The organism is Flavisphingopyxis soli (assembly GCF_007995095.1).
In the GTDB taxonomy this organism is placed as follows: Bacteria; Pseudomonadota; Alphaproteobacteria; order Sphingomonadales; family Sphingomonadaceae; genus Flavisphingopyxis; species Flavisphingopyxis soli.
The window spans coordinates 69,975-94,038 of sequence record NZ_VOPY01000002.1 but is presented as its reverse complement, the minus strand read 5'-3'; the positions used below and the strand labels follow the sequence as shown (position 1 = coordinate 94,038).

Genomic DNA, 24,064 nt, shown 5'->3' with positions numbered 1-24,064 from the left:
TCTAACTCCCGCGCGTCAATGTGGCGACGACCTTGCCGAGACCGACGGCGTTCGAACCCTTGATGAGGACGGCATCGCCCGCCGCCAGATTGTCCGACAGCCAGGCCAGTGCCGCGTCGCCGTCGGGCAGATGCGCGATTGCGCATGAATCCTCAAGCCTTTTGGCGAGCGGCGTCATCTCGTCGCCGACAAGCACCGCAATGTCCACCGCAGCGGCGAGCAAGGGATCGGCAATGGCGGCATGATAGGCCGCGCTTTCGCTGCCGAGTTCCTTCATCGCGCCGAGCACCGCGATCCGCCGCGTCGCCGGTTCGCGGCCGAGCTGGGCCAAAGTCGCCGCCATCGATGCCGGGTTGGCATTATAGCTTTCGTCGATGAGAAGCGCCTCGCCCGCACCAACCGGCACGACATGGCGCGCGCCGCGTCCGGCAAGGCCGGGCAGTTCGGCAAGCGCGAGGCCCGCCGCGCCCAAATCGGCCCCCGCCGCCTCGACCGCGGCAAGCACCGCCATCGCGTTGGCGACCCAGTGATCGCCCGGAGCCGAGATGGTGAAGCACAGCTCGCCGCCGGGCAGCTTTGCCGTGATCAGCGATCCGCCCTCGGGCACATCGACCCATTCGCAAGCCTGGACATCGGCGCCATCACGCGTGCCGAAGCTCACCACGCTCGCCGCATGATGCGCCGCCGCGGCGGTGAGCCGCGCGCCGTGTGGATTGTCGAACGGGACAATTGCGACACCACCGTCCTCGAGCCCCTCGAAGATCTCGGCCTTGGCATCGGCGATCGCCTCGACGCTGGCGAAAAATTCCTGATGCGCCGGGGCGACCGTCGTGACGATCGCGATATGCGGCCGCACGAATTGCGTCAGCGCGGCCAGTTCGCGGGGATGGTTCATCCCCATTTCGAAAATGCCAAAGCGCGTGTCGCGCGGCATCCGCGCAAGGCTCAGCGGCACGCCGGTATGGTTGTTGTAACTCTTGACCGACCGATGCACCGAACCGCGCGCCGCGCGATCGAGCGCGTGAAACAGCGCCTCCTTGGTTCCCGTCTTGCCCGCCGATCCGGTCACACCGATAATCGTCGCAGCGCCTGCCCGCGCCCGCGCCGCGCGACCCAGCGCTTCGAGCGCCGCCATCGAATCGGCGACGATGACATAGGATTGGCCTTCAAGCGCATCGGTCGTCCGCTCGACAACCGCCCCGCTCGCTCCGTTGGCGAATGCCTTGGCGAGATAATCGTGCCCATCGGCCTCCTCGCCGCGCATCGCGATGAACAGGTCGCCGCCCGCTTCGCGCACCTCGATCTCGCGCGAATCGAAAGCGACGCCGAAGGCCTCGAAATCGTCGCCGTGCAGTGTCCCCCCGGTCGCCGCGGCGATCTCGCTGCCGGTCCACAACGCGCCCGTCATGCCGCGCACTCGCGCGCGACCGCAACGTCGTCGAAGGGCAGGATGCGCAGGCTGTCGCCCGCGCCGATGATCTGCCCGACCTCATGCCCCTTGCCAGCTAGGCAGATGATGTCGTCATGCTCGGCGATGGCGATGGCGTGCGCGATCGCCGCGTGCCGGTCGCCGATCTCTATGCCGTCGGGCAGCGCGGTCAGGATCTCGGCGCGGATGGCGGCGGGATCTTCGGAGCGCGGATTGTCGTCGGTGACGATGGCGACATCGGCGAGCCGCGCGGCGACAGCACCCATTTCGGCGCGCTTGCCGACATCACGATCGCCGCCTGCGCCAAAGACGAGGATGAGCTTGCCCGTCGCATGCGGACGCAGCGCAGCAAGCGCCGCCTCGAGTGCATCGGGGGTGTGCGCGTAATCGACATAGACCGGCGCGCCTTCGCGGGTGATCGTCGCGCGTTCGAGCCGTCCGCGCACCGGCTGCAACCGCGCGAGGTTGGCGAGCGTCGTCGCCGGATCGCCGCCGGTCGCGATGACCAGACCTGCCGCAACCAACGCGTTGGCTGCCTGATAGGCACCGATCAGCGACAGCATGACGATGTGCGTCCCATAGCCGCCGTCGATCGTCAGGCGTTGGCCGAGCGGGGTGGGTTCGCGCGCCGCCAGGCGCAGCGCTTCGCCGTCGCGGCCCACCGTCAGGACCGTCAGGCCACGCTCGGCAGCACATTTGGCAACCTCGGCTGATTTCGGGTCGTCGGCCCAGATCACCGCGCTCCCGCCCGGCGCGACGACATCGTCGAACAGGCGCATCTTGGCGGCGAAATAGCTCGCCATGTCGCCATGATAATCGAGATGGTCGCGGGTAAAGTTGGTGAACGCTCCAGCGACGACGTCGAGCCCCTCGCAGCGATGCTGGTCGAGACCGTGGCTCGATGCCTCATAGGCGACATGCCCGACGCCTTCCTGCGCCAGCCCAGCCATGTTGGCGAGGAATGTCGCGACATCGGGTGTCGTCAGGCCGGTCTTGACCTGTTCGTCGGCGGTGGTGATGCCAAGCGTACCGATCGAGGCCGCCTGGTGGCCCGCCATCATCCACAGCTGGCGCGTCATCTCGACGGTCGAAGTCTTGCCGTTGGTCCCGGTGACCGCGACGACGGTGGCGGGAAACCGGTGATAATACCGCGCCGCGATCTCGGCAAAGCGGCGACGCGGATTGGCATCGGCGATGTGAAGCGCGCCCGCGACGGTGGCCTCGGGCCGCGCGACGACAGCGATCGCACCAAGCCTGATCGCCTCGGCGATATAGTCTTCGCCGTTTACGGTCGAACCGGGAAAGGCGCCGAACACATTGCCCGGCGCGACTTTGCGGTGATCGATGGCAAAACCGGTGACCGTGCAGTCGCCGAGACCGGCAGAAGTGGCTCCGACCAGCGCGTCGAGCCGCATCAATTCTCCCCTTTCGGTTTCCACAACAGGGGTTCGAGATCGCTCAAGTCGACATCGCGGTTCTGGTCGGGGATGATGCCGAGCATCGGGCCGATCCGCATAACGACGTTCCTTACTACCGGCGCGGCAGTCCATCCCGCCGTGCGCTGACCCGAGCTATAGGCATTGCCCTTCGGTTCGTCGATCATCGCGAGGACGACATAGCGCGGATTGTCCATCGGGAACGCTGCAACGAAGGTCGAAACGAGCGAATGGTGGGCATAACCGCCTGCGCTCGGCTTTTCTGCCGAACCCGTCTTGCCACCGACGCGAAAGCCCGGCGCGTCGGCCTTGGTACCGGTGCCATCGACGACGATCATGCGCAGCAACTGGCGCATCCGCGCGCTGGTCGCTTCGGAAAAAACACGCTTGCCCGCCGGTTGGCGTCCACGCTCGGTCTTGAGCAAGGTCGCGGGATAGAATGTGCCGCCGTTGACCAGCGCGCCATAGGCGCTGGCAAGGTGGAGCGGCGTCACCGCGATGCCATGGCCATAGCTCGTCGTCATCGTCGTCAGTCGGCCCCAGCTGCGCGGCCACAGCGGAAAGGCCCGCTCCTTGAGCTCGATCTGCGGCCGGTTGTCGAAACCGAGACTGCGGAACAGTTGTTCAAGCGGCGCCTGGCCCATCTCGTCGGCGATCTGCGCGGTCACGACGTTCGACGAATGGATCAATGTTTCGGGGACGTTGAGCCAGCGGCCCATATTATGGCTGTCATGGATGGCGAACCGCCCGACCTTGAGCGGCTTGGTCGCATCGTAGCGCCGCGACATGCTGGTCACGACGCCGATGTCCATCGCTTTGCCGATGGTCAGCGGCTTGAAGGTCGAGCCAAGCTCATAGAGATTGTAGGTGACCGCGTTCTTGCGCGCCGCGTTCGACCCGCTGACGATCTTGTTGGGGTTAAACACCGGCAACGATGCCATGCCGAGCACTTCGCCGCTCGATACGTCGAGGACGATGCCCGCCGCGCCCTGCGCCTCGAGATTGACCATCGCGGTATAGAGTTCGCTTTCGAGCGTCGCCTGCACCCTGCTGTCGATCGACAGCACCAGCGGCTCGCCGCGTAATGCGGGATCGGACAATCGCTCGTCAAAGGCCTTTTCGACGCCGATCACACCGCGATGATCGGCCCCGGTAAAGCCGAGAACGTGCGCAGCGAGGGTGTGCTGCGGATAGAGGCGTTCCTTGACTCGCGGATATTCGAAACCGACCTCGCCCAGTGCGTTGACCGCTGCGACCTCTTCGGGGAGCGCCCGGCGGCGCAGCAGCGTCGGGTTCTTGCCGGTAATCTTGGCGTAAAAGGTATCGGCGCTGGTGTCAGGGAATATCGCGGCGAGGTCGGCGGCGAGGCGACGCGGATCGTTCATCAGGCGCGAGGGCACGACGCGAAGCGAATAGGCGTCGATCGTCCGCGCGAGCGGTACGCCGTTGCGATCGACGATGTCGGCGCGCGCCGGGATCATCGCCGAACCGCCGCGCCCGCTGCCATGCGCGTCGTCGATAAAGGCGAATGCCAGCGTCCGGCCACCGATGACGATGATCGCGACGATGAACAGCAGCATCAGGATCATCAGACGCTGGTGCGCGGTCATCATCGCGCGCTGCCGTTGACCGGCCAGCCGGACCCGGTCCGGACGCGCGACCAGGGTCGTCATTGGGCGCGGCCCGCACCCGCCTCCGCACGCGCGGCGCTGTCGATCGCGTTGAGCGCGGCGGGCGTCAGCAACTGCTGATCGAGCATCGCGAGGCGGCGATCCTGCTTGGCGGCCTGGCCAGACGCCGCGGGCGCAACCTTAGCGGTGGCGGGTTTGGTCGTGGCGGTCGGCGTCTTGGCCGCCACCGCCGCTGGTGCCTTTGCGCCGACCGGTCTGGCGGGCTTGTCGGCGACCTGCGGACGAACCGGCTCGCGTGCCTGGGCCGACGGGATCGACGCGTCGATGATCATCTGCGTTGCCGATCGCGGCGCTACCGGCGGCACTTCGGCCACCGCCAGCAAGGCGCGGTCGGCGCGTGGTCCGGCGACGGGCTGCAGGCTGTCGAGCTGGGCCAGCGCACGTTCGCCCGACAGGAACTGCGCCGCCTCGGGGGCGGCATAGCCGAGCGACTCGGCGTTCCAGCGCTCGAGCTGGCGCAGGCTCGAACGCGCGCTGAATTCGGTTTCGAGATAGCGGATGTTGAGCCGCGTCTGCAGCACGTCATATTCGACCTGGGCCAGCTCGCTGCGCGTTGCCGCGACGCGCAGCGACACCGGATAGAGCGTCATCGCGAACATCAGGACGAACAGGACAAGACCGATACCCTGCAATTTGCGCGCTGCCATCAACATGCCGCGGACTCCCGATCAAATGTTTCATCCCAGGCCGGCGCGGCGCTGCGGATCCCGGCGCGCAACGTCGCTGATCGCGCGCGCGGATTGCGGGCTATTTCCGCGTCCGATGCGCGAACCGCTTTGGCGAGCGAAGAGAAAGTGGGAGCCGGCGCGTCGGGGTGGGTGGGTGGGTGGTGACGCGACCCGGCTCCCAACGCCCCGCTCCGGCGTTTGAGAAACCTTTTGACGATGCGATCCTCGAGGCTGTGAAAGCTGACGACGGCAAGACGGCCGCCTGGCCTCAGCACCCGCTCGGCGGCGGCGAGACCGCGTTCGAGCTCCTCGAGTTCGGCATTGATGAATATCCGAATGGCCTGGAACGCCCGCGTCGCGGGGTCCTTCTTGTCGTGCGGCTTGTGGCCGACCGCCTTGCGGACGATGCGGGCGAGCTCGCCGGTCGTCGTCAGCGGGCGCGCCGCGACGATGGCATGCGCGATCCGGCGCGAACGGCGCTCCTCGCCATAGCGATAGATAACGTCGGCGATGTCGGCCTCGTCGGCGCTGTTGAGCCATTCGGCGGCGGTCATCCCCGCCTGGCTCATGCGCATGTCGAGCGGACCGTCGGCCTGGAACGAAAAGCCGCGTGTCCCCTGGTCGAACTGCATCGACGACACGCCGATGTCGAAGGTGACGCCGTCGACCTGATCGATGTCGCGCTCCGCGAGCTGGCTGGCGAGATCGGAGAACAGACCCGCGATCATCGTGAAATCGGCATTTTCAGCTTCGAGCTCGCGGCCCGTTGCTACCGCATCGGGGTCGCGGTCGATGCCAACGACGCGTGCGCCCGCAGCGAGCAAGGCGCGCGAATAGCCGCCCGCACCGAAGGTGCCGTCGACATGCGTCTCGGTCGGCTGCGGTGCCAGCGCGGCAATCACCTCGTCGCGCAGGACGGGGACATGCGGAGCGCTGTCGGACTGGGTCACGGGCGCGCTCACTTCTTCTTGCCCGCATTGTCGCGGTAGAAGCGGCAGGCCTGCTTGAGCGGCTCGTAGCTGTCGTCGCGCGCGAGCAGGACCTCGGGATCCCACAGTTCGAAATATTCGCCGGCGCCGTGGAAGAAGACCTGGCGGTCGAGCTTGCCGACGTCCTTGAGGAAGGGCGGCACGATGAACCGGCCGCTGCCGTCGAGCGTCACGGTCTCTACGAGGCCGAACTTGCGGCGATTTGCGGCGTCGCGGTCGTAATCCTCGCCGCGGGCAAGGGCGACCTGCTCTTCGCGCTCGATCGCATCCTGCATCTTGCGGAGGCGGTCGGGGCCAAAAGCGATCAGGCAGTCGGAGCGTTCGTGGCGGGTGATGCACAGCGTGCGGCCGCCCTTGGCGTCGCTCGGGCTGTCGGCGTCGGCGGGGATCGAATTGCGCAGGTTGGCAGGCACGGCGAGACGACCCTTGTCGTCAATCGCGGAAATCGCGGGTCCGGAAAAGAGCCCTGGGACTGCCACTGTTCACCCCTCGATACCAAGCCGCCCGAGCGGGACACAGCCGTCTCCGACGGGCCGCGCGCATGATCGGCGGTCCGGGAATTAGCGCAGCACGGAAAAGTGCCCCTCTCTCACAAGGGTGTACCAGTGACGGGCGCGGGTGAAAAGGGGATATTACGGGAAAATTAGGGATACTTCGCCAATAGGCGGTTTTCTGCGGGTTTTCGCCGGTGTGGTTGCATCATCGATCGTCCGGGTTCCCGCCTTGTTCCTGTGACTTACCGGCCGGGCTTGCCGACTCGCCACGACCGGGCTGCACCGTTTTCCACGATGGAGTCGCCAGCGCGGCACGTTGCGAACCAGCCAGTTGGTCGATCTGTCCGATGATCCAGTCGAGATTACCCTCGCGCCAGCGCGCCGCGCTATCGCCGCCGCCCGACCACAAAAGGGGGTTGAGCAAGTCAACGTCGGCGATCAGCACCGCCCTCCCCTTGCCCAAGCTGCAATCGGCGCTGCGACCGGCAAGGGCGATCGAGCAATCGCGACCGTTTGTGCGAAACCTGCCGGTACTCAGCGCGTGGACCCGGTAGTCGCCCGCCATGAAGACATCGTCGCCGTCGCTGGCGGGCGGTTCGAGCGCAAGACCCCAATGGCCAAGCACCGGCGTCAGCAGGCTGGTAATCGGCGGATTGCGCCGGTCGCCGATCGGATAATCGGGCGGCCATGACAGCAGCGGATCGGTAAGGATCAGCGCATGGCCGCCCTCGCGGACCCAGCGATCGATCGCGACGAACTCGGCAGGCTGCAACGCGCGCGGATGGGCCAGCAACAGGACATCCACGCCTCTGAGCCGCGCCGCATCGACGATATCGGGCCGGACAACCGAAAATCGCTCGGCCAACGCCGGCAGGAGCGGTGATCGCTGCGCGCTGTTGTCAAGGATCGCCATCATGTCGGCAGGACCGCTCCACTCGACCGGCACCCCCGATACGATTGCCAGCCTTGGCGCAGGATCGCCTGTCGTCGGCACATACAGCGCGGGCGTCAGCCAGCCAGCGGCGATCGCAAGCAGCGCCGCACCTGCTGCGAGAGCGGTAAAAACGATGCCCGACGATCGCCCGCCAAGCCGGATTATGAAGAATTGCGTCGCTGCCCATGCAGCGGCCTGCACGACCACTGCGAAAATCGCCTGCGGCCAGGCAAAACGCGACGCCAGCACCGTACCGAGCACCGCGTCGAAGACGAAGCTCGAGGCGAGCATGACCAGCGCGGCGGCAAATGCTTCGTCGCGGGGGCGGCGGCGCATGACCAGCGCCAGTCCCGCAGCAACCACGATCCGCCCGGGCAAGGAAAACAGCGGGTCGAGCCGGCCGAGCGTGAGGCCGCCGCCAAGGGTCAATCCCCAGCCGATTGCCACCAGCGCTGCGAAACCGCCCGCGGCAATGGCATAGCGGCTTGCACCACGTGCTTGCATCACTGGTTCTGGCGCTTCGCTCTTTCGAGTTCGGGGTCGGGCCTGAGATCGGGAACGACCTGCGGCGCGCTATTGGGCTGCGTCGCTGGCGGCGGCACCGGCGTGACGTCGTTCTGCGTGCCCGTCTCCTTGAGCGGCGGCTGGACGCCGAGGTCGACGAGCGGTTCGTTCGACGCGGTCATGTCGAGCCCGTTGGCGGCGTCGGTCGGGTCGGTCGGACGATCGACGCCATCGCGCTCACCCATCAGGCCGGCAATGCTGATCATCAACAGGACGACGAACAGTCCCAGGCCGCCCATCTGCAGGCGACGGGTCGTTTCCTGTGTCTCGGTTTCCTGTCTCTCAAGGGCCATCAACGGCCTCCCTACGCTTTGCCATAAAGCCTATTTGGCGCTTTTTCGCGATATAGCCAGACTGGTCGTGATCGCCACGCGCCTGATGCGGTCGAAACCCCACGAAAATCCACCATTTTCGTGCCTCGACAAAAAAGTTAAATAAGTCGGGAACCCCTATCGTCCTGCGCCGTTATGATAGTCGGATAGCGAATATATTGCCCCCCCGCTCTCGCTATCCCACGATACGGGCCCGGTCGCGCACTCCCTCCCCCCCGAGGCGCCACCGGGCCCGGTTTTCGTTTCGGACCCCCCGCTTTTCAACGTGCCTTTGGTTTCAGGATGCCTCTGACATCGGTCCGGTCGTTAACGCGTGAAGGGAACCCGCAACCCCGTCGCGGGTTTATAGTGCGTCATCCAATGGGTACCGGCATGCTCCGGTCTCCAGACAAGGAGAATGATTATGGTTCGCAAGGTTCTGATTGGTCTCGCCGCTTCGAGCATGCTGTTCATTTCGGCGTGCAACACGATTCACGGCATGGGCAAGGATGTTGAATCGGTTGGCGATACAGTTGCCGACGCTGCCGATTGATACGCCTACCCCGAATGGCGAAAGGGCGACTCAGTCTGACGGCTGAGCCGCCCTTTTTCTTTGCGTGATGCGGATCGCGATCAACGAGATTTCGTACAGCAGCACGATTGGCAGCGCGAGCATGAACTGGCTCAGCACGTCGGGAGGGGTGAATATCGCGGCGACGAGAAACGCCGCAACGATCGCATAACGCCTGGCCGATTTCAGCTGGTCATAGCTGACGACGCCCGCACGCTCGAGCAACATCAGCAGGATCGGCAGCTGGAACGCGATGCCGAACGCCATGATGAACTGCATGATGAAATCGAGGTAGTTGCCGACCGCGGGCAGTGCCTCCTGCGTGATCCCGCCATAATCGCCCTGATAGCCGAGCAGGAACTTGAGCGCGACCGGCACCGCGCCGTAATAGGCAAGACTCGCACCGGCGACGAAGAGCACCGGGGTGGCGAGCAGGAAGGGCAGCAACGCCCGCTTTTCCTTACCGTAAAGACCCGGCGCGACGAACTTCCACAGCTGGTTGGCGATCACCGGAAAGGCGATCATCATCGCCGCGAACAACGCCACCTTGATCTCGACGAAGAACGCTTCGAACAGCTGGGTATAGATGATCTTGCCCTGCCCCGCCGCAACCAGCGGCTGGACGAGGAACGCAAAGATGTCGCGCGCGAAATAGAGGCAGCCGAAAAAAGCGACGACGATCGCCGCAAGCGACCACAAGAGCCGCGAGCGCAATTCGATCAGATGCTCGAGCAACGGCGCCTTGCTGGCGTCGATCTCGCCGGCCTCGGGCGGGGCGTCCTGATCGGTCACTGCGCCGATCCCCGTTCGTCGGTGCCGGGCGATGCATCGTCAGGCGAAGCCTTGCTCTCGTCGATCCCGGGCAGCAACGGTTCATCAGCCGTTGTCGCAGCAGGCGGCGCCAGCGGCTGCATTTCTACCGTATCGCCGGTCGAGGGAAATTCACGCATGATCCGGGCGTTTTCCTCAGCCCATTTCTTTTCGAGTTCGGCGAGCTCGCTCTCGCGCACGATGTCGTCGAAGCCCGCGCGCATCTGGCGCGCAAAGCCCCGCGCCTTGCCGACCCAATGGCCGACGACACGCATCGCCTTGGGCAGGTCCTTGGGTCCGATGACGACCAAGGCCACCACCGCGACCATCAGCAATTCGGTCGATCCGATATCGAACATAGGATTGGCGGCCCCGCGGCCCCTTTTCAGTCGGGCCTAGCCCTGGCGGCCGTCGCCGGGTTCGGATGGCGCAGGCGCGACATGCGGCTGTTCGGCCGGTGGCGGCGATGCCGACAGGTCGCGAGGCGGCTGGACTTCGATCCGGCCATGTGCGGTCGGCGAGCCATCGGGCTTGGCGTCGTCTTCGCTCATGCCCTGCTTGAAGCTTTTGATGCCTTTGGCGACATCGCCCATCATGTCCGAAAACCGCCCCTTGCCGAACAACAGCAGGACGATGACGCCCAATACGAGCCAGTGCCAGATGCTGAAACCACCCATCGAAATACTCCGTAAATCCCGCCTTGAATACCAGAGTGCGATCCTACTCGGTCTCGCCATCCTTTACCAGTTCGGCCCGCGTTAATTCGTCATTGCCGATCGCATCTTCAAGAGCGTCCTCGAGCGCATCATCGACCGGATCGAGCAATCCCGCGGCCTTGAGATCGTCGATCCCCGGCAGATCCTTGCGGCTCTCGAGGCCGAAGTGCGTCAGGAAGTCGGGCGTCGTGCGATAAATGATCGGCCGTCCGGGCACGTCGCGGCGGCCGGCGGGACGGATCCAACCCGCCTCCATCAGCACGTCGAGCGTCCCTCGGGCGGTCTGGACGCCGCGGATTGATTCGATCTCGGCGCGGCTGACCGGCTCGTGATAGGCAATGATCGCCAGCACCTCGAGCCCGGCGCGCGTCAGCTTGCGCGGTTCGTCACGCTCGCGGCGGAGCAGGTGCGCGAGGTCGGCGGCGGTCTGGAAATGCCAGCGCCCGCCCCGTTCGACGAGCTCGATACCATGGCCGGCGTGGCGCTGCGCAATCGCCGCGAGCGCATCTCCGACCGGCCCGTCGCCGACATAGGCAGCAATCTCGGCGGGGCTCATCGGCGCGTCGGCGGCGAACACCGCCGCCTCGACCGCGCGTTCGAAATCGTCGGGAGCGTCGCCAGCGGAAGCGCTCATGCCGAACCGCCTTTCAGATATAGCGGTGCGAACGCGCCATCCTGGCGCAGCGTGACCTTGCCCTGCCGCGCAAGTTCGAGCGCGGCGAGAAAGCTCGACGCCAGCGCCGACTTGCGCAGCGACCCGGCATAACTTTCGGGCAGGAACGCCTCGATCCGGGTCCAGTCGATCGTGGCGCCAACCAGCCGCGCGACGCGCTCGAGCGCGGCATCGAGCGTCATCACCTGGCGATTGGCGACCATGTGGGTGACTGGCGCGGTGCGCGCCTGGACGCGGCCGTAGGAGACGAGCAGATCGTAGAGTGACGCGGTCCATTGCCGCTTCTTGACCGTCCGCAGCCCCTCGGGCGCGGCGCGCACGAAGACGTCGCGCCCGGTGCGGTCGCGCGCCATCAGCCGTGCCGCCGCCTCGCGCATCGCATGGAGCCGCTGAAGCCTGAGCTGGAGGCGCAGCGCCAGCGTCTCGGGCGACGGGTCGAGATCGGGATCACCGGGCAGCAACAGGCCCGATTTGAGATAGGCGAGCCACGCCGCCATGACGAGATAGTCGGCCGCGATCTCGAGCTTCATGTCGGTCGCCTCGGCGATGAAACCGAGATATTGCTCGACCAGATCGAGGATCGAGATCGCCTTGAGATCGACCTTCTGGCGCCGCGCCAGCGTCAGCAGCAGGTCGAGTGGCCCCTCCCAGTTGTCGAGTTCGACCGTAAAGACATCCTCGCCGACCGGGGCGGCCGCGGTCACCGGCAACTCGAAACTGTCGGCGCCGGGATCGCCCTGCGCCATGATCAGGCCGCCGCCGCGGCGATCAGTGCATCGCGCTGCGCCGCCAGCTCGGCATAGGGGCGTTCGTCGCGCGGGCCCGCAATGCGCGCCATCGCACCGTCAAGTCGCGCTTTTGCCGCGTGAGTGATGGCGGGCAAGGCGTCGGCGATACCGACCATGTCGTCCATCTTGGCCCAGCAGTTAAGCGCGAGGTCGCAGCCAGCGGCGATCGCGCGGCTGGCGCGTTCGGGAACGGTGCCGCTCAGCGCCTCCATGTCGAGATCATCGCTCATCAGCAGCCCATCGAAACCGATCCGGCCGCGAATGATATCGTCGATGACGATCCTTGATTGCGTGGCCGGATGCTCGGCGTCCCAGGCTTCGTAAACAATGTGCGCGGTCATCGCCATCGGCGCCTCGTTGAGCGCGATGAACGGGGCGAGGTCGCTGGCGAGTTCGGCATCGCTCGCGCTGACGCGCGGCAATGCCTTGTGGCTGTCGCACAGCGCGCGGCCATGGCCGGGGATATGCTTGACGACGCCGACCACGCCGCCACCGCGCAGTCCGTCGATGATCGCCCGGCCGAGCGCGGCGACGCGCATCGGATCGGACCCGAGTGCGCGATCACCGATGATGTCGTCGGCGCCCGGCTGGCGGACGTCGAGCAGCGGCAGGCAATCGACCGTGATGCCAAGCGCGTGGAGCACGTCGGCGAGCGCCAGTGCGTTGATCCGCGCCGCCTCGATCGCGGTGGCAGGGGCGATGTCGTACAGGCGGTCGAATGTTTCGCCGGTGGGGAATTCGGGCCAGGTGGGCGACTTGAGCCGCGCGACGCGGCCACCTTCCTGGTCGATCAGGATCGCCAGATCGTCGCGCCCGTGCAGGCTGCGCAGTTCGTCGGTCAGCGCGCGGACCTGATCGGGGGTTTCGATGTTGCGCCCGAACAGGATGTAGCCCGCCGGGTCGGCATCCTTGAAAAAACCGGTTTCGTCGCGTGTCAGCGCGGTCGCCGACATGCCGAAGATAGCGGGAGTCACAGCGCGTCTCGAAGCGTCGCCATCACCCGACGACGAGGCAATTTTCGCCCTTGGCGCGAACCGCCTCGCACAGTCTGGCCGCAGCGGTTTTCGACTTGGCGGTGGTGCGCAGGCGATAGACCGTGCCGCCGCCGACGCTGGCCGACGAGATTGCCGGCGCATAGCCGGTCAACGCGGGAATGCGTTTGGTGAGCGAGGTCCAGGCGGTATCGGCGCCCTTGCGGCTGGCGAACGCGCCGAGCTGAAGCGTCACGCTGCCGGTCGCCACAGGAGCCGAAGCAGTGGCCTCTTCGACCGGCTTGGCGGGCGTGGTCGTCGGCGTAGCGGTCTTGGCCGGAGCATTATTCGCCGCTGCGCCAATCGCGGGCGCCTCGGGCGCGAGCGACTGGTCGATCTTGCCGTCGGGCTCGTTGCCCTCGCTGGCAGCATAGCTCGTGTCGCCTTCGCCTTCGAAGGTGCGCGCTTCGGTATTGCTGGCGGGGACCTTGTAATCGTCCTGCTCGGCGACGATCAGCTCGCCCTCGCCGCCGCGCGGATTGCTTTGAACCCAGAAGACGGCGAACACCGCGAGCGCGATGACCGCGAGACCCGCGATAACGACCAGTGCCAGCTTGACAGGCGAGCTGCCGGGTTCGCTATCGTAATCGTCGACCGGCTCGAGCCACGGAAGGCTGTCGTCCTGTTCGAGATCCAGACCGCTACGCTCGTCGTCCATCAGTTCAGCTCCTCGGCGGCCTCGACCCCCATGAGCGCGAGACCGTTGCGAATAACCTGCCCGATTTGATCGGCCATGAAAAGCCTCGTCGAGGTCAGCATCGGATCGGCGGCGACGATCATGCGCCGCGCGGGATCGTCGTTGCCGACGTTCCACAACGCGTGGAACGCCGCGGCGAGGTCACCGAGATAAAAGGCGATGCGGTGCGGCTCGCGCGCCGCCGCCGCCGCTTCGACGATCCGAGGGAATTGCGCTGCCAGGCGAACCACGGCGAGTTCATCCTCGACCAGCCGCGACAGGTCGGGAGCGGTCAGCGCAATGCCGAGCTCGGCGATCTTGCGATGCAGCGAAGCGATCCGGGCGTGCGCGTACTGGACGTACCAGACGGGGTTGTCGCGGCTCGCCTCGACGACCTTGGCGAAATCGAAATCCATCTGCGCATCGGCCTTGCGCGTCAGCATCGTGAAACGGACGACATCCTTGCCGACTTCGCCGACGACATCGGCGAGGGTGACGAAATTGCCCGAGCGTTTGCTCATCTTGATCGGTTCGCCCGCACGCAGCAGCCGGACCATCTGGACCAGCTTGACGTCGAAACGCGTCTTTTCCTCGGTCAGCGCAGCCACCGCCGCCTTGATCCGCTTGACCGTACCGGCATGGTCGGCGCCCCAGATATCGATCAGCTCGTCGGAACTTTGCGCCTTCTGGTAATGATAAGCGAGATCGGCGCCGAAATAGGTCCAGCTGCCGTTCGACTTCTTGATCGGGCGGTCCTGGTCGTCGCCGAACCTGGTCGAGCGGAACAGGGGCAGCTCAACCGGCTCCCAGTCATCGGGCGTTTCGCCCTTGGGCGCTTCGAGGACGCCGTCATAAACGAGGTCGCGTGCGCGCAGCCATGCTTCGGCATCGTCGGGCTTGCCCGCCGCCTGCAGTTCGGCTTCCGATGCGAAAACGTCGTGGCGGATGCCGAGCAGCGCGAGATCGGCGCGGATCATGTCCATCATCGCAGCGACGGTGCGCGTGCGGAACTCGGCGAGCCAATCGGCTTCGGGGGCGGCGACAAAGCGGTCACCATAGGTCTCGGCGAGCAGCGTGCCGACCGGGATCAGATAATCGCCGGGATAGAGGCCTTCGGGAATCTCGCCGATATCCTCGCCAAGCGCCTCGCGATAACGCAGGTGCGCCGAGCGCGCGAGCGTATCGACCTGGCCGCCGGCGTCGTTGACGTAATATTCGCGGGTTACCGTGTTGCCCGCAAATTCGAGCAGGTCGGCGAGCGCGTCGCCGACCACCGCGCCGCGGCAATGGCCCATGTGCATCGGCCCGGTCGGGTTGGCCGAGACATATTCGATATTGACGCTCACGCCTGCGCCCGCGTCGGAGCGGCCATAGTCGCCGCCCTCTTCCGCAATCGTGCGCAGTTCGTCGGACCATATGTTGGGCACCAGCCGCAGGTTGATGAAGCCCGGACCCGCGACATCGACTTTGGCGACCTCGTCGATCAGGCGCAGCTGCTCGGCAATCGCTTCGGCCAGCGCACGCGGATTGGTGGCGGCAGGCTTGGCGAGGACCATCGCGGCGTTGGTGGCAAGATCGCCGTGCGCCGGGTCGCGCGGCGGTTCGACGGTCACCGCGCCCCGCGCCAGCCCCTCAGGCAGCGTGCCGGCGGCGACGAGCGCATCGAGCGCCGCGTCGAGTTGCTTACGGAAACGGGTATAAAGGGTCACAAGCGAATATCCGGTGGCTGGTCATGGGGAAAACGCCGGGGCCGCGGCGTATTGCCCCTGCCCCGCCGGCAGCGCGCCGGGCGTCTAGCGCGTGACGTTGTATTTGAACTGGTCCTGGGTCAGCTGGAAGCCGATCAGCAGTTCGAAGGTCGCGCGCTGGACGGCGGCCTTGACCTCGGGAATGGCGAGCGGATCGATCGCCGCGTCGGCCTCGCCCGGCTTGCGCTCACGCGTGATCTGGCGCTGGATATCGTCGGGCAGCGACGCCGCGGCGCGGTCGATATAGGCGGCCGCCTGGGCCTGCGTGCTGGCGCGGTATTCACCCGCGGCAAAGCGCAGCGTGACCGAACCGAGGCGTTTTGACACGACGTTGCGGCCGCCCTGAACGACGGTCGAATAATAGGGCAAGGTCACTTCGCGTGCCTGGCTGTAGTCGCGGCGGCTGGCGCGCACGTCGAACGTCGCGACGGCATAGACCTGCTCGCCCTGTTCGTTGCACTGGCTGCGGACGTTGGTGATGACCGCAGTCACGTCGATCGCGGTAGCGTCGCGGCTGCTGGCCGGATCGAACACGGTGATGTCGCCGGTGTAATCGGGCACGCCGATCGCCGGACATGCGGTCCGCTCCTGGGTGATTCCGACGCCCGAAGTAAGGTCGATGTCGCCCGAGCTCTTGCAGCCGCCGAGCAGCATCGCAGTGCCGATCGCGACGACGGGCAGCGTGCGCCGCAGGATACGTCCGGCAGTATCGCGCGGCGAGGCGGAAGAGAGCGGCGAATGGGGGCTGGGCAAGGTCGATATCCTCGAAATTACGGTCTGGATGCGGCGCGCCGGCACACCATGGCACGGTCATATGCGTCCTTATCCGCGCGTTCGCAGCCACGCAACCGCTACGAAGCGCCTTTACGCACCCTCGCCTGCTTCTATATGCTGCAAGCCATGACAGCTTCTCCCCCTCCCCGCCTGCCGCTGCTCGTCCTCGTCGCCGCGCCGCGCGGATTCTGCGCCGGTGTCGATCGCGCGATCCGGATCGTCGAGTTGGCGATCGAACAATATGGCGCGCCGGTCTATGTCCGCCACGAAATCGTCCACAACGCGCACGTCGTTGCGACGCTGCGCGACAAGGGGGCGGTGTTCGTCGAAACGCTCGATCACGTTCCCGATGGCGTGCCCGTCGTGTTCAGCGCGCACGGCGTGCCCAAGGCGGTGCCGCACAAGGCGGCGCAGCGCGGCCTCCATTTCGTCGATGCGACCTGCCCTTTGGTATCGAAGGTTCATCGCCAGGCCGAACGCCACGCTGCCGCCGACCGCCATATCATTTTTGTCGGCCATCGCGGCCATCCCGAGGTGATCGGCACGCTCGGCCAGGTCGCCGAAGGATCGATGACGCTGGTCGAGACGCTCGACGATGTCGCCGCGCTCGAGATCGAGGACCCCGACAACCTCGCCTTCCTGACGCAAACGACGCTCTCGGTGAGCGATACCGCGGCGATCGTCGCGGCGCTGCGCGCGCGCTTCCCCGCCATCGTCGGCCCGCGCGGCGAGGACATCTGCTACGCGACCTCGAACCGGCAAGAAGCGACACTGGCGATCGCATCGCAGTGCGACGCGGTCATCGTCATCGGCGCGCCCAACAGCTCTAACTCGCTGCGCCTCGTCGAGGTTGCCGAACGCGACGGCGTGCCCGCGCGGCTCGTCGAAGGTCCCCACGGCGTCGATTTCGACTGGCTTGAAGGCGTGGCGACGCTCGGCATCACCGCCGGGGCCTCGGCACCCGAAATCCTCGTCCGCGGCGTCATTGACCGGCTCGCGACGCGCTATGACATCACCGAACAGACGGTCGAGACCGCGCGCGAGAACATGGTGTTCAAGCTGCCCAAGGAGCTGCAGCAGACCGCCGACGACAAATCTGCGCAGCAGGCGGCCGAGGCGGGCACCCGCGCCGCCTGATGGCGGTCCACACCAAGGTCGCGTTCGCCGACGCCGCGACGCTGGTCGCCGGCTATCGGCTGGGTACACTCAATGTGCTCACCGGCATCGACCAGGGGATCGAGAACACCAACTACCGACTCGATACGAGCGGCGGCCCGGTCCTGCTGACGCTGTTCGAACGCCGCACGAACGGCGACGACCTGCCGTGGCTGATCGCGCTGCACGATCATCTTGCCAGCCGCGGCATCGCGGTTCCGCCAGTGCTTCGCGCAGACGACGGCGCGGCGCTCTCCACCATTGCGGGAAAACCCGCCGCGCTGTTCGGCTGGCTCGAAGGCGCGGCGATCGACGATCCCACGCTGGGCCAGTGCGCCGGTGCGGGCGAGGCGCTCGGGCGAATGCACCGCGCGCTCGCCGCCTTCGCGCTGGCCCGGCGCAATCCGCAGGGGCGCGATGCATGGCATGATCTCGCCGGGCGTTATGGCGAGCGCCTCGACGAGCTTCAACCCGGGCTCAAGGCAATCGTCGATACCGCGCTGGCACGGATCGAGGCCGAATGGCCCGCAGAACTGCCACACGCGACGATCCACGCCGACCTGTTTCCCGACAACGTCATGGCGGTGGGCGATAGCATCACCGGCCTGATCGACTTCGCCTTCGCCTGCCACGAGGTGCGCGCTTATGACCTCGCGGTAACGCATGCGGCCTGGTGCTTCGATGCCGACGGGACGTGCCTGCTCGCCGATCGTTCTGCGGCGCTGGTCGACGGATATGAACGCGCACACGGCCTCTTGCCCGAAGAGCGCGCCGCGCTGCCGCTGCTCGGCATGGCCGCGTCGCTGCGTTTCCTGCTGACGCGGGCCGAGGACTGGTTTGCGTGGCGCGACGATATCGGCGTCACGCGCAAGGACCCGCTTGCCTTTGCCCGCCGCCTGCGCTTCTACGCCGCGGCAAGCAGCGAAGACCTGATGGGACCGACACCGCAATGACCGAACAGACGCCAGTCCGCATCGCCACCGATGGCGCGTGCAAGGGCAATCCCGGCACCGGCGGCTGGGGCGCGGTGATCCGCTGGGGCGACCGCGAACTCCTGCTTTCCGGCGGCGAGGATCCGACGACCAACAACCGCATGGAGCTGATGGCCGCGATCGAGGCGCTCGACGCGCTCAAACGCCCCTGCCGCGTCGATCTCAGCACCGATTCGACCTATGTCCGCGACGGCATCACCAAATGGATCCACGGCTGGAAGAAGAACGGCTGGCGCACCGCGGCGCGAAAGCCCGTCGCCAATGCCGACCTGTGGCAGGCGCTCGAAGTCGCCGCCGCCCGGCACGACGTGGCCTGGCACTGGGTCAAGGGCCATTCGGGTCACCCCGACAACGACATCGCCGATCAGCTCGCCAGCGACGCCGCCAAGGCGCGCCAGATCAAGTAACGGCGAAGCGCGCGGGATCGTAGCGCTCGGGATCGACCCCGGGCATTTCGGGGTCGCGGCGCGTAATCAGCGCCGCCGCCAGTGCCGATGCCGCCGGCGCGGTCTGGATACCGACCCCGCCCTGCCCCGCGAGCCAGAAAAAGCCCGGCACGTCCGCAGCGAAACCGATCACCGGCAGCCGGTCGGAAGCAAAGCTGCGCAGACCCGCCCATTTGCGCTCGACCGCCGCGACGCGCCAGTCGGTGACCCGCTCGAACTGGTAGATCGCGGTCGCGACGTCGATCTCCTCGGGCGCGACGTCGTGCGGCTCGACCGGCGTCTCGTCGTGCGGACACAGCCACAGACGCTGCGCATCGACCGGACGGAAATAATAGCGCCCGGCGATATCCATCACCAGCGGCAGGTCGGCGGGAACGTCGGCGCTATCGACGCGCACCTGGACCATCGTGCGCCGCTTGGGAACGATGCCGAGAGGCGCCACGCCTGCCATCCGCGCGATCGCATCGGCCCAGGCGCCCGCCGCATCGACGAGGATGTCGGCGGCGAAAACGCGTCCCCCCGCCTCGACCCGCCAACGTCCATCCTCGCGTGCGATCCGATCGACCCGCGCGCCGGTGACAAGGCTCGCGCCGTTGCGCCGCGCCAGCCCCAGCGCCGCGGCGTGGACCGCAGCAACGTCGATATCGGCGCCGTCGACCTCGACCAGCCCGCCGACAAGCACCGGCGCCGCGCGCGGCACGAGTGCGAGCAGCCCCGCGCGATCGACGCGATCGAGCCTGACTCCCGTCCCGGCAAACTGCCTCTCGAGCGTATCGAGCTTCGCGAGGTCGTCGGCCTCGGCGACCTCGAACGATTTGCGCGGTGTCAGGAACCCGCCCGCATCGAGCGCACCATAGGATGCGCGGGTCAGCGCGCGGACGTGCGGCCCGCCGAGCGTTTCATGCCAGAACGCCGCCGAACGGCCGGTCGCGTGATAGCCCGGCGTGTCTTCTGCCTCGAGCAATGTAACGCGCAGCTCGGCTGGCAGCGCGGCGGCAAGCCCCGCGCCCGCCATGCCGGCACCGATGATCAGGACATCGCAGGCAGTCACCGCGTCGTCGTTCACGCCTCGGTTGACGCCCCAACCGTCGCGCTCGGCACCGTCTCGTCGAGCAGTGTATCGATCGCCGCGAGCGCGGAGTCGCGAACGGCATCGGTCTCGCGCAGCAGCTCGTGCGCCGCATCGTCGCCGAACTCGACCAGCCGCGCATGCGGGAGGCGCGCAGCCATTGCGCGGGTCGCGGGCGGACTGACGAGACCGTCGGCGCTTGCCGAAAGGATCAGCACGGGCGTCTTGATCGCCTCGATCCGCCCGGGCTTCGCCAGCCAGGCGAACGAATCATACGCCGCCGCGATCCAGCCCCAGCTCGCCGGGCCAAGCTTGAGTTCGGGCCTCGTGTCCCAGAAATATTGCTCGTCGGCATAGCGTTCGCGCGAATGCGTCAGCAGGCCCATGCGCTTGTCGAGCGGCGAAAACGGCTTTTCGCTGACCTTCCACATCCGCTGTTCGGTGCCGACAATCTTCGCCGCTATGTGCGCGACGACCCGGCCCATCCATTGTGGCAGCGAGTCGGCGAAGCCGAGCATCGGCGCGACGAGGACCGCGGCAGCGACGGGTAGCGCGCCTTCGGCCAGCGCGCGCAGGACGAGGTGCCCGCCCATCGAGTGGCCGATCACGACGATCGGGCCGGGCGCGCGCGCCTTCAGCTCGGTGGCATAATCGGCAAGATCGCGCGTCCAGTCGGCAAAGCGCGTCGTGTGGCCGACGTCGCTGCGCGCGCCGAGCCGTCCCGAACCGCCCTGCCCGCGCCAGTCTAGGCTTTCGACCCGCCAGCCGAGCCGGTGGAAATGGGCGAACGTCTCGAGGTATTTTTCAAAGAAATCGCCGCGCCCGCCCATGAACAGGACGGTGCCGCGCGCCGTCCCCGCCACCGGCCAGCGAAAACTGCGCAGGTTCCAGCCGTCGCCAGCGGTCCAGCGGGTGATCGTGGCGTCATCGGGGATGCGTCGGCGGTCGAATGTGGAGTCGGTCATGACCAACATGGTTACGGTTTGGTAAGCCCTCTCGTCTAGCGCATTTGCGTATGAACAGCATCGCGCCCGATCTGATCTATCCGACATTGCTGGTCGGGCTGTTGGCGGTCCTGCTGTTCGCCGCGGCGATCAGCGACCTGCGATCGCGCAGCATATCCAACTGGCTCAACGGGGCGATCGCGCTTGGCGCGATTCCGTTCTGGTTCGCGATCGGCCTCGATCCGTGGCCGATGATGGCGATCCAGCTCGGCCTGGCGCTCGCCACCTTCGCATTGTTCGCAATTTTCTTCGCGCTCGGCGCGATGGGCGGCGGCGATGTCAAGATGATCGCCGCGCTCGCCTTGTGGCTTCCCGCCGGCCTGCTCCTCAACGTGCTGATGATCATGGCGGTCGCGGGCGGCCTGCTGACCGTGATCGTCTGGCTCTGGCACAAGGTGCGCCGCACGCCGCTGAGCGAAGGCGTGCCTTATGGCGTGGCCATCGCAATCGCCGGAATCTGGGCCATTAACCAACAATATATTAACCAATTTGCCTGATTAGAGGCGCAGGGGACGGCCCGAAGCGGGCTGCTTAGGAGCGAGTTTCATCATGGATGGCAAGAAAATATTCCTCATCGTCGGGGCGCTGATTGTAGCGCTGGGCGCCGCTTTCGGAGTGAATTCGCTGATGCGCGGTTCGGCGACGCCGACATCGAACGCTGCCTCGGTCGCTCCGCAGGGTCCCCAGATTCTCGTCGCCACGCGGCCCTTGCCCGTCGGCACGATCATCACCCCCGATGCGCTGCGCTACCAGGCCTGGCCGCAGCAGCTCGTCGACGGCAAGAATTATTTCCTCAAGGAAAGCACCGCCGACGGTAGCCTTGTCGGCACCGTCGTCCGCAACGCGATCACCGCCGGTGAGCCGTTGACCCAGGGCGCGCTCGTCCATCCGGGCGACCGCGGTTTCCTTGCTGCCGCTCTCGGCCCGGGCATGCGTGCCATCACTGTTTCGGTTTCGGCCGAAAGCGGTGTCGCCGGCTTCGTCTTCCCGGGTGACCGAGTCGATCTCGCGCTGACCCAGACGATCGACGGCGACGACGGCGGCCCCGCGCTCTATGTCACCGACACGATCGTTCGTAACCTGCGCGTGCTCGCCACCGATCAGCGCACGTCGAGCAAGAACGCCGACGGCAAGGACGAGGTTCTCGCCTTCGCCTCGGTGACGCTCGAAGTCACCCCGCGCATCGCGGAAAAGATCACCGTGGCTCAGGTCATGGGCAAGCTCAGCCTCGCATTGCGCCCGCTCGCCGACGACTCGGCCGAGCTCGAACGCGCAATCGCTGCTGGCGAAGTCTCGGTTCCCGAGGATGCCGCGGGCGAAAAACGCCTGCTGCTCGAAATCAAGTCGCGGCCGGTCGACACCGATATTACGTCGACCACTGGCGGTGAGGTGTCACGCTATGCGCGGCGCACCAAGCCGGCCTTCAGCAGCAATAATGGCAATCTGGGCGCTCCGGCCGTGATCGGAAGCTCGGTTCCTGCCGGCTCGGGTCAGGCGCCGGCCTATCAGGGTCCCAGCGTCCGCGTCTCGCGCGGCGGTGAAGTCAGCGTAGTTCCGGTTGGGGGTAAATAAGATGAAATTGGCACACTATCTCGCGCAGGCATCGATTGCGGCCGCGATTGCCGCCGCCGCGACCTTCGCCACGACGGCAAGCGTTCCCGCCGCGGCCCAGACGGTCCAGAGCGCGGGCAACGACGTCCTTCTGTCGGTCGGCCGCGGACGTCTCGTCTCGCTGCCGAGCGCGATGAGCGACATCTTCATCGCCGACGACAAGATCGCCGATGTCCAGGTCCGCTCGTCGCGCCAGCTCTATATCTTCGGCAAGACGCCGGGCGAAACCAGCGTCTATGCGACCGATTCCTCTGGCAAGGTCGTCTATTCGGCGACCATCCGCGTCGGCAACAACATCGAAACGATCGACCAGATGCTGGCGCTCGCGATGCCCGAAGCGCACATCATCGTCACGCCGATGAACGGGTTCGTCCTGCTCACCGGCACCGTCGCCGCGCCGCAGGATGCCGCCGAGGCTGACCGCCTGGTCCAGGCCTTTGTCGGCGAGGGCCAGCAGGTCCTCTCGCGCTTGCAGACGGCGACGCCGTTGCAGGTCAATCTCCAGGTCCGCATTGCCGAGGTCAACCGCTCGCTGGTCAAGGACATCGGCGCAAATCTGGCGACGACCGATACCACTGGCGGCTTCGTATTCGGCGTATCGCGCGGATCAGGTGGGATCGTCAATCCAGCCACCGGCGCAGTTGCCAACCAGACCTCGTCCACGACGGTCGGAGGCATCGTCAAGAATTTGCTTGGCCTCAATCTTAACGCGTCGTTCGACCTTGCCGAACGTGCCGGCCTTGTCACCACACTCGCACAGCCCAACTTGACCGCTTTGTCGGGCGAGACGGCCGACTTCCTTGCCGGCGGCGAATTTCCCATTCCGGTCTCACAAGCGGGCGCTAGCGGAAATTCGATTACCGTAGAGTTTCGGAAATACGGTGTGAGCCTGGCCTATACGCCGACAGTGCTGTCGAACGGTCGCATTTCGATGCGGGTACGTCCCGAAGTGTCCGAGCTTTCGAGCGAAGGCGCCGTGACCATCGGCGGTTTCCAAGTGCCCGCGCTGACCATCCGTCGCACCGAAACGACAGTCGAGATGGGCTCGGGCGAAAGCATGATGATCGCCGGCCTACTCAACAACCGGTCGACGAGCTCAATCGAGAAAACCCCGGGTGTTGGCGACATTCCGATCCTTGGCGCCTTGTTCAAGTCGGACAATTATCGCCGTGGCGAGACCGAACTGGTGATCGTTGTCACGCCCTATCTGGTCAAACCGGTTACCGCGAGCCGCATCTCGCTGCCGACCGATGGCTATGAAACGACCAGCGATCTCGACCGCGTCTTCATGGGCAAGACGTCGGGCGCTTCGGACGGGACCCGGCCGATGCCGCGTTCCGATACCGCGCCTACGCCCGACCCCCGGATCATCGGTGCGGTACCGCCCGCCGCCGACAAGGATCGCCGTGTCGCCACCAAGTCGAAGGACGCCGCCGCCAGTGCGCCCGGTTTCAGTTTCTGATCGCTCGGCGATCGAGGAGAAT

General features: G+C 66.3%; 26 protein-coding genes. 7 read left to right on the top strand and 19 right to left on the bottom strand.

Annotated features, from left to right (window positions below):
• Nucleotide 1: 1 nt before the first annotated feature.
• The 8 genes from FSZ31_RS07045 to FSZ31_RS07010 all read right to left on the bottom strand — a co-directional run bounded on the left by FSZ31_RS07045 (nt 2) and on the right by FSZ31_RS07010 (nt 8,498).
• Nucleotides 2-1,408, bottom strand: a complete 1,407-nt coding sequence (locus FSZ31_RS07045) for a UDP-N-acetylmuramoyl-tripeptide--D-alanyl-D-alanine ligase (RefSeq protein ID WP_147122681.1) — start codon at nt 1,406-1,408, stop codon at nt 2-4.
• Complete coding sequence (locus FSZ31_RS07040) at nt 1,405-2,844, bottom strand: UDP-N-acetylmuramoyl-L-alanyl-D-glutamate--2,6-diaminopimelate ligase (RefSeq protein WP_147122680.1); 1,440 nt, start codon at nt 2,842-2,844, stop codon at nt 1,405-1,407. The genes FSZ31_RS07045 and FSZ31_RS07040 overlap by 4 nt, the downstream gene beginning before the upstream one ends.
• Entirely contained in the window at nt 2,844-4,538 is a 1,695-nt protein-coding gene (locus FSZ31_RS07035) for a peptidoglycan D,D-transpeptidase FtsI family protein (protein WP_147122679.1), read from the bottom strand. The genes FSZ31_RS07040 and FSZ31_RS07035 overlap by 1 nt, the downstream gene beginning before the upstream one ends.
• Nucleotides 4,535-5,209, bottom strand: coding sequence for a hypothetical protein (locus tag FSZ31_RS07030; protein ID WP_147122678.1), 675 nt, complete (start codon nt 5,207-5,209; stop codon nt 4,535-4,537). The genes FSZ31_RS07035 and FSZ31_RS07030 overlap by 4 nt, the downstream gene beginning before the upstream one ends.
• Complete coding sequence (gene rsmH / locus FSZ31_RS07025) at nt 5,203-6,174, bottom strand: 16S rRNA (cytosine(1402)-N(4))-methyltransferase RsmH (protein ID WP_147122677.1); 972 nt, start codon at nt 6,172-6,174, stop codon at nt 5,203-5,205. The genes FSZ31_RS07030 and rsmH overlap by 7 nt, the downstream gene beginning before the upstream one ends.
• An 8-nt stretch (nt 6,175-6,182) precedes the next feature.
• Nucleotides 6,183-6,692: a division/cell wall cluster transcriptional repressor MraZ gene (locus tag FSZ31_RS07020; RefSeq protein ID WP_147122676.1), complete on the bottom strand. Its 510-nt coding sequence runs from the start codon at nt 6,690-6,692 to the stop codon at nt 6,183-6,185.
• A 220-nt stretch (nt 6,693-6,912) separates the two neighbouring features.
• Nucleotides 6,913-8,145 (bottom strand): Gldg family protein, encoded by a 1,233-nt coding sequence (locus tag FSZ31_RS07015; RefSeq protein WP_147122675.1) that lies wholly within the window; start codon nt 8,143-8,145, stop codon nt 6,913-6,915.
• A complete protein-coding gene (locus tag FSZ31_RS07010; protein WP_147122674.1) occupies nt 8,145-8,498 on the bottom strand; it encodes a hypothetical protein in 354 nt (117 codons plus the stop codon). The genes FSZ31_RS07015 and FSZ31_RS07010 overlap by 1 nt, the downstream gene beginning before the upstream one ends.
• A 442-nt stretch (nt 8,499-8,940) precedes the next feature.
• On the opposite strand from FSZ31_RS07010, the gene FSZ31_RS07005 reads away from it, so the two are divergent.
• Nucleotides 8,941-9,069 (top strand): entericidin A/B family lipoprotein, encoded by a 129-nt coding sequence (locus tag FSZ31_RS07005; RefSeq protein ID WP_147122673.1) that lies wholly within the window; start codon nt 8,941-8,943, stop codon nt 9,067-9,069.
• 30 nt (nt 9,070-9,099) lie between these two features.
• On the opposite strand, the gene tatC is transcribed toward FSZ31_RS07005, so the two are convergent.
• The 9 genes from tatC to FSZ31_RS06960 form a co-directional block, all read right to left on the bottom strand.
• Nucleotides 9,100-9,879, bottom strand: a complete 780-nt coding sequence (gene tatC, locus FSZ31_RS07000; protein ID WP_147122672.1) for a twin-arginine translocase subunit TatC — start codon at nt 9,877-9,879, stop codon at nt 9,100-9,102.
• Nucleotides 9,876-10,256 carry a Sec-independent protein translocase protein TatB gene (gene tatB, locus FSZ31_RS06995; RefSeq protein WP_147122671.1) on the bottom strand — a complete coding sequence of 127 codons (381 nt, stop codon included), beginning with the start codon at nt 10,254-10,256 and terminating at the stop codon, nt 9,876-9,878. The genes tatC and tatB overlap by 4 nt, the downstream gene beginning before the upstream one ends.
• 36 nt (nt 10,257-10,292) lie before the next feature.
• Nucleotides 10,293-10,574 (bottom strand): twin-arginine translocase TatA/TatE family subunit, encoded by a 282-nt coding sequence (locus FSZ31_RS06990; protein ID WP_147122670.1) that lies wholly within the window; start codon nt 10,572-10,574, stop codon nt 10,293-10,295.
• 43 nt (nt 10,575-10,617) lie between these two features.
• Nucleotides 10,618-11,247: an SMC-Scp complex subunit ScpB gene (gene scpB / locus FSZ31_RS06985; protein ID WP_147122669.1), complete on the bottom strand. Its 630-nt coding sequence runs from the start codon at nt 11,245-11,247 to the stop codon at nt 10,618-10,620.
• The gene (locus FSZ31_RS06980; protein ID WP_147122668.1) at nt 11,244-12,032 is read right to left on the bottom strand and encodes a segregation and condensation protein A; all 789 of its coding nucleotides are present in this window, start codon (nt 12,030-12,032) and stop codon (nt 11,244-11,246) included. The genes scpB and FSZ31_RS06980 overlap by 4 nt, the downstream gene beginning before the upstream one ends.
• A 2-nt stretch (nt 12,033-12,034) precedes the next feature.
• Nucleotides 12,035-13,048 carry a beta-N-acetylhexosaminidase gene (gene nagZ / locus FSZ31_RS06975; RefSeq protein ID WP_147122667.1) on the bottom strand — a complete coding sequence of 338 codons (1,014 nt, stop codon included), beginning with the start codon at nt 13,046-13,048 and terminating at the stop codon, nt 12,035-12,037.
• A 22-nt stretch (nt 13,049-13,070) separates the two neighbouring features.
• Nucleotides 13,071-13,763 carry an SPOR domain-containing protein gene (locus FSZ31_RS06970; RefSeq protein ID WP_147122666.1) on the bottom strand — a complete coding sequence of 231 codons (693 nt, stop codon included), beginning with the start codon at nt 13,761-13,763 and terminating at the stop codon, nt 13,071-13,073.
• Nucleotides 13,763-15,490 carry an arginine--tRNA ligase gene (gene argS / locus FSZ31_RS06965; protein WP_147122665.1) on the bottom strand — a complete coding sequence of 576 codons (1,728 nt, stop codon included), beginning with the start codon at nt 15,488-15,490 and terminating at the stop codon, nt 13,763-13,765. The genes FSZ31_RS06970 and argS overlap by 1 nt, the downstream gene beginning before the upstream one ends.
• 84 nt (nt 15,491-15,574) lie before the next feature.
• Nucleotides 15,575-16,183, bottom strand: coding sequence for a hypothetical protein (locus FSZ31_RS06960; protein WP_147123234.1), 609 nt, complete (start codon nt 16,181-16,183; stop codon nt 15,575-15,577).
• 246 nt (nt 16,184-16,429) lie between these two features.
• Between FSZ31_RS06960 and ispH the strand changes: the two genes are divergently transcribed.
• The 3 genes from ispH to rnhA are packed head-to-tail and all read left to right on the top strand — an operon-like array spanning nt 16,430 to nt 18,857.
• Nucleotides 16,430-17,440 (top strand): 4-hydroxy-3-methylbut-2-enyl diphosphate reductase, encoded by a 1,011-nt coding sequence (ispH, locus tag FSZ31_RS06955; protein ID WP_147122664.1) that lies wholly within the window; start codon nt 16,430-16,432, stop codon nt 17,438-17,440.
• Nucleotides 17,440-18,411: a homoserine kinase gene (thrB, locus tag FSZ31_RS06950; protein WP_147122663.1), complete on the top strand. Its 972-nt coding sequence runs from the start codon at nt 17,440-17,442 to the stop codon at nt 18,409-18,411. Before ispH ends, thrB begins: the two co-directional genes overlap by 1 nt.
• A complete protein-coding gene (gene rnhA / locus FSZ31_RS06945; RefSeq protein WP_147122662.1) occupies nt 18,408-18,857 on the top strand; it encodes a ribonuclease HI in 450 nt (149 codons plus the stop codon). Before thrB ends, rnhA begins: the two co-directional genes overlap by 4 nt.
• On the opposite strand, the gene FSZ31_RS06940 is transcribed toward rnhA, so the two are convergent.
• Complete coding sequence (locus tag FSZ31_RS06940; protein ID WP_236643714.1) at nt 18,850-19,962, bottom strand: NAD(P)/FAD-dependent oxidoreductase; 1,113 nt, start codon at nt 19,960-19,962, stop codon at nt 18,850-18,852. The genes rnhA and FSZ31_RS06940 overlap by 8 nt on opposite strands.
• Nucleotides 19,959-20,930, bottom strand: a complete 972-nt coding sequence (locus FSZ31_RS06935) for an alpha/beta fold hydrolase (RefSeq protein ID WP_147122661.1) — start codon at nt 20,928-20,930, stop codon at nt 19,959-19,961. Before FSZ31_RS06935 ends, FSZ31_RS06940 begins: the two co-directional genes overlap by 4 nt.
• Before the next feature lie 50 nt (nt 20,931-20,980).
• Between FSZ31_RS06935 and FSZ31_RS06930 the strand changes: the two genes are divergently transcribed.
• From FSZ31_RS06930 to FSZ31_RS06920, 3 genes are read left to right on the top strand one after another with little or no spacing between them, the layout of a single operon-like run.
• Entirely contained in the window at nt 20,981-21,466 is a 486-nt protein-coding gene (locus FSZ31_RS06930; protein WP_147122660.1) for an A24 family peptidase, read from the top strand.
• Between the two features lie 52 nt (nt 21,467-21,518).
• Nucleotides 21,519-22,541: a Flp pilus assembly protein CpaB gene (cpaB, locus tag FSZ31_RS06925; protein WP_147122659.1), complete on the top strand. Its 1,023-nt coding sequence runs from the start codon at nt 21,519-21,521 to the stop codon at nt 22,539-22,541.
• 1 nt (nt 22,542) lies between these two features.
• Nucleotides 22,543-24,042 carry a type II and III secretion system protein family protein gene (locus tag FSZ31_RS06920; protein ID WP_147122658.1) on the top strand — a complete coding sequence of 500 codons (1,500 nt, stop codon included), beginning with the start codon at nt 22,543-22,545 and terminating at the stop codon, nt 24,040-24,042.
• Nucleotides 24,043-24,064 lie beyond the last annotated feature (22 nt).

Bases quoted from the DNA above. Each gene is read 5' to 3' on its own strand.
- FSZ31_RS07045 (WP_147122681.1), bottom strand. From the start codon at position 1,408: ATGACGGGCGCGTTGTGGACCGGCAGCGAGATCGCCGCGGCGACCGGG.
- FSZ31_RS07040 (WP_147122680.1), bottom strand. From the start codon at position 2,844: ATGCGGCTCGACGCGCTGGTCGGAGCCACTTCTGCCGGTCTCGGCGAC.
- FSZ31_RS07035 (WP_147122679.1), bottom strand. From the start codon at position 4,538: ATGACGACCCTGGTCGCGCGTCCGGACCGGGTCCGGCTGGCCGGTCAA.
- FSZ31_RS07030 (WP_147122678.1), bottom strand. From the start codon at position 5,209: ATGTTGATGGCAGCGCGCAAATTGCAGGGTATCGGTCTTGTCCTGTTC.
- FSZ31_RS07015 (WP_147122675.1), bottom strand. From the start codon at position 8,145: ATGCAAGCACGTGGTGCAAGCCGCTATGCCATTGCCGCGGGCGGTTTC.
- FSZ31_RS07010 (WP_147122674.1), bottom strand. From the start codon at position 8,498: ATGGCCCTTGAGAGACAGGAAACCGAGACACAGGAAACGACCCGTCGC.
- FSZ31_RS07005 (WP_147122673.1), top strand. From the start codon at position 8,941: ATGGTTCGCAAGGTTCTGATTGGTCTCGCCGCTTCGAGCATGCTGTTC.
- tatB (WP_147122671.1), bottom strand. From the start codon at position 10,256: ATGTTCGATATCGGATCGACCGAATTGCTGATGGTCGCGGTGGTGGCC.
- FSZ31_RS06990 (WP_147122670.1), bottom strand. From the start codon at position 10,574: ATGGGTGGTTTCAGCATCTGGCACTGGCTCGTATTGGGCGTCATCGTC.
- scpB (WP_147122669.1), bottom strand. From the start codon at position 11,247: ATGAGCGCTTCCGCTGGCGACGCTCCCGACGATTTCGAACGCGCGGTC.
- FSZ31_RS06980 (WP_147122668.1), bottom strand. From the start codon at position 12,032: ATGGCGCAGGGCGATCCCGGCGCCGACAGTTTCGAGTTGCCGGTGACC.
- FSZ31_RS06970 (WP_147122666.1), bottom strand. From the start codon at position 13,763: ATGGACGACGAGCGTAGCGGTCTGGATCTCGAACAGGACGACAGCCTT.
- FSZ31_RS06960 (WP_147123234.1), bottom strand. From the start codon at position 16,183: ATGCTGCTCGGCGGCTGCAAGAGCTCGGGCGACATCGACCTTACTTCG.
- ispH (WP_147122664.1), top strand. From the start codon at position 16,430: ATGACAGCTTCTCCCCCTCCCCGCCTGCCGCTGCTCGTCCTCGTCGCC.
- thrB (WP_147122663.1), top strand. From the start codon at position 17,440: ATGGCGGTCCACACCAAGGTCGCGTTCGCCGACGCCGCGACGCTGGTC.
- rnhA (WP_147122662.1), top strand. From the start codon at position 18,408: ATGACCGAACAGACGCCAGTCCGCATCGCCACCGATGGCGCGTGCAAG.
- FSZ31_RS06935 (WP_147122661.1), bottom strand. From the start codon at position 20,930: ATGACCGACTCCACATTCGACCGCCGACGCATCCCCGATGACGCCACG.
- FSZ31_RS06930 (WP_147122660.1), top strand. From the start codon at position 20,981: ATGAACAGCATCGCGCCCGATCTGATCTATCCGACATTGCTGGTCGGG.
- cpaB (WP_147122659.1), top strand. From the start codon at position 21,519: ATGGATGGCAAGAAAATATTCCTCATCGTCGGGGCGCTGATTGTAGCG.
- FSZ31_RS06920 (WP_147122658.1), top strand. From the start codon at position 22,543: ATGAAATTGGCACACTATCTCGCGCAGGCATCGATTGCGGCCGCGATT.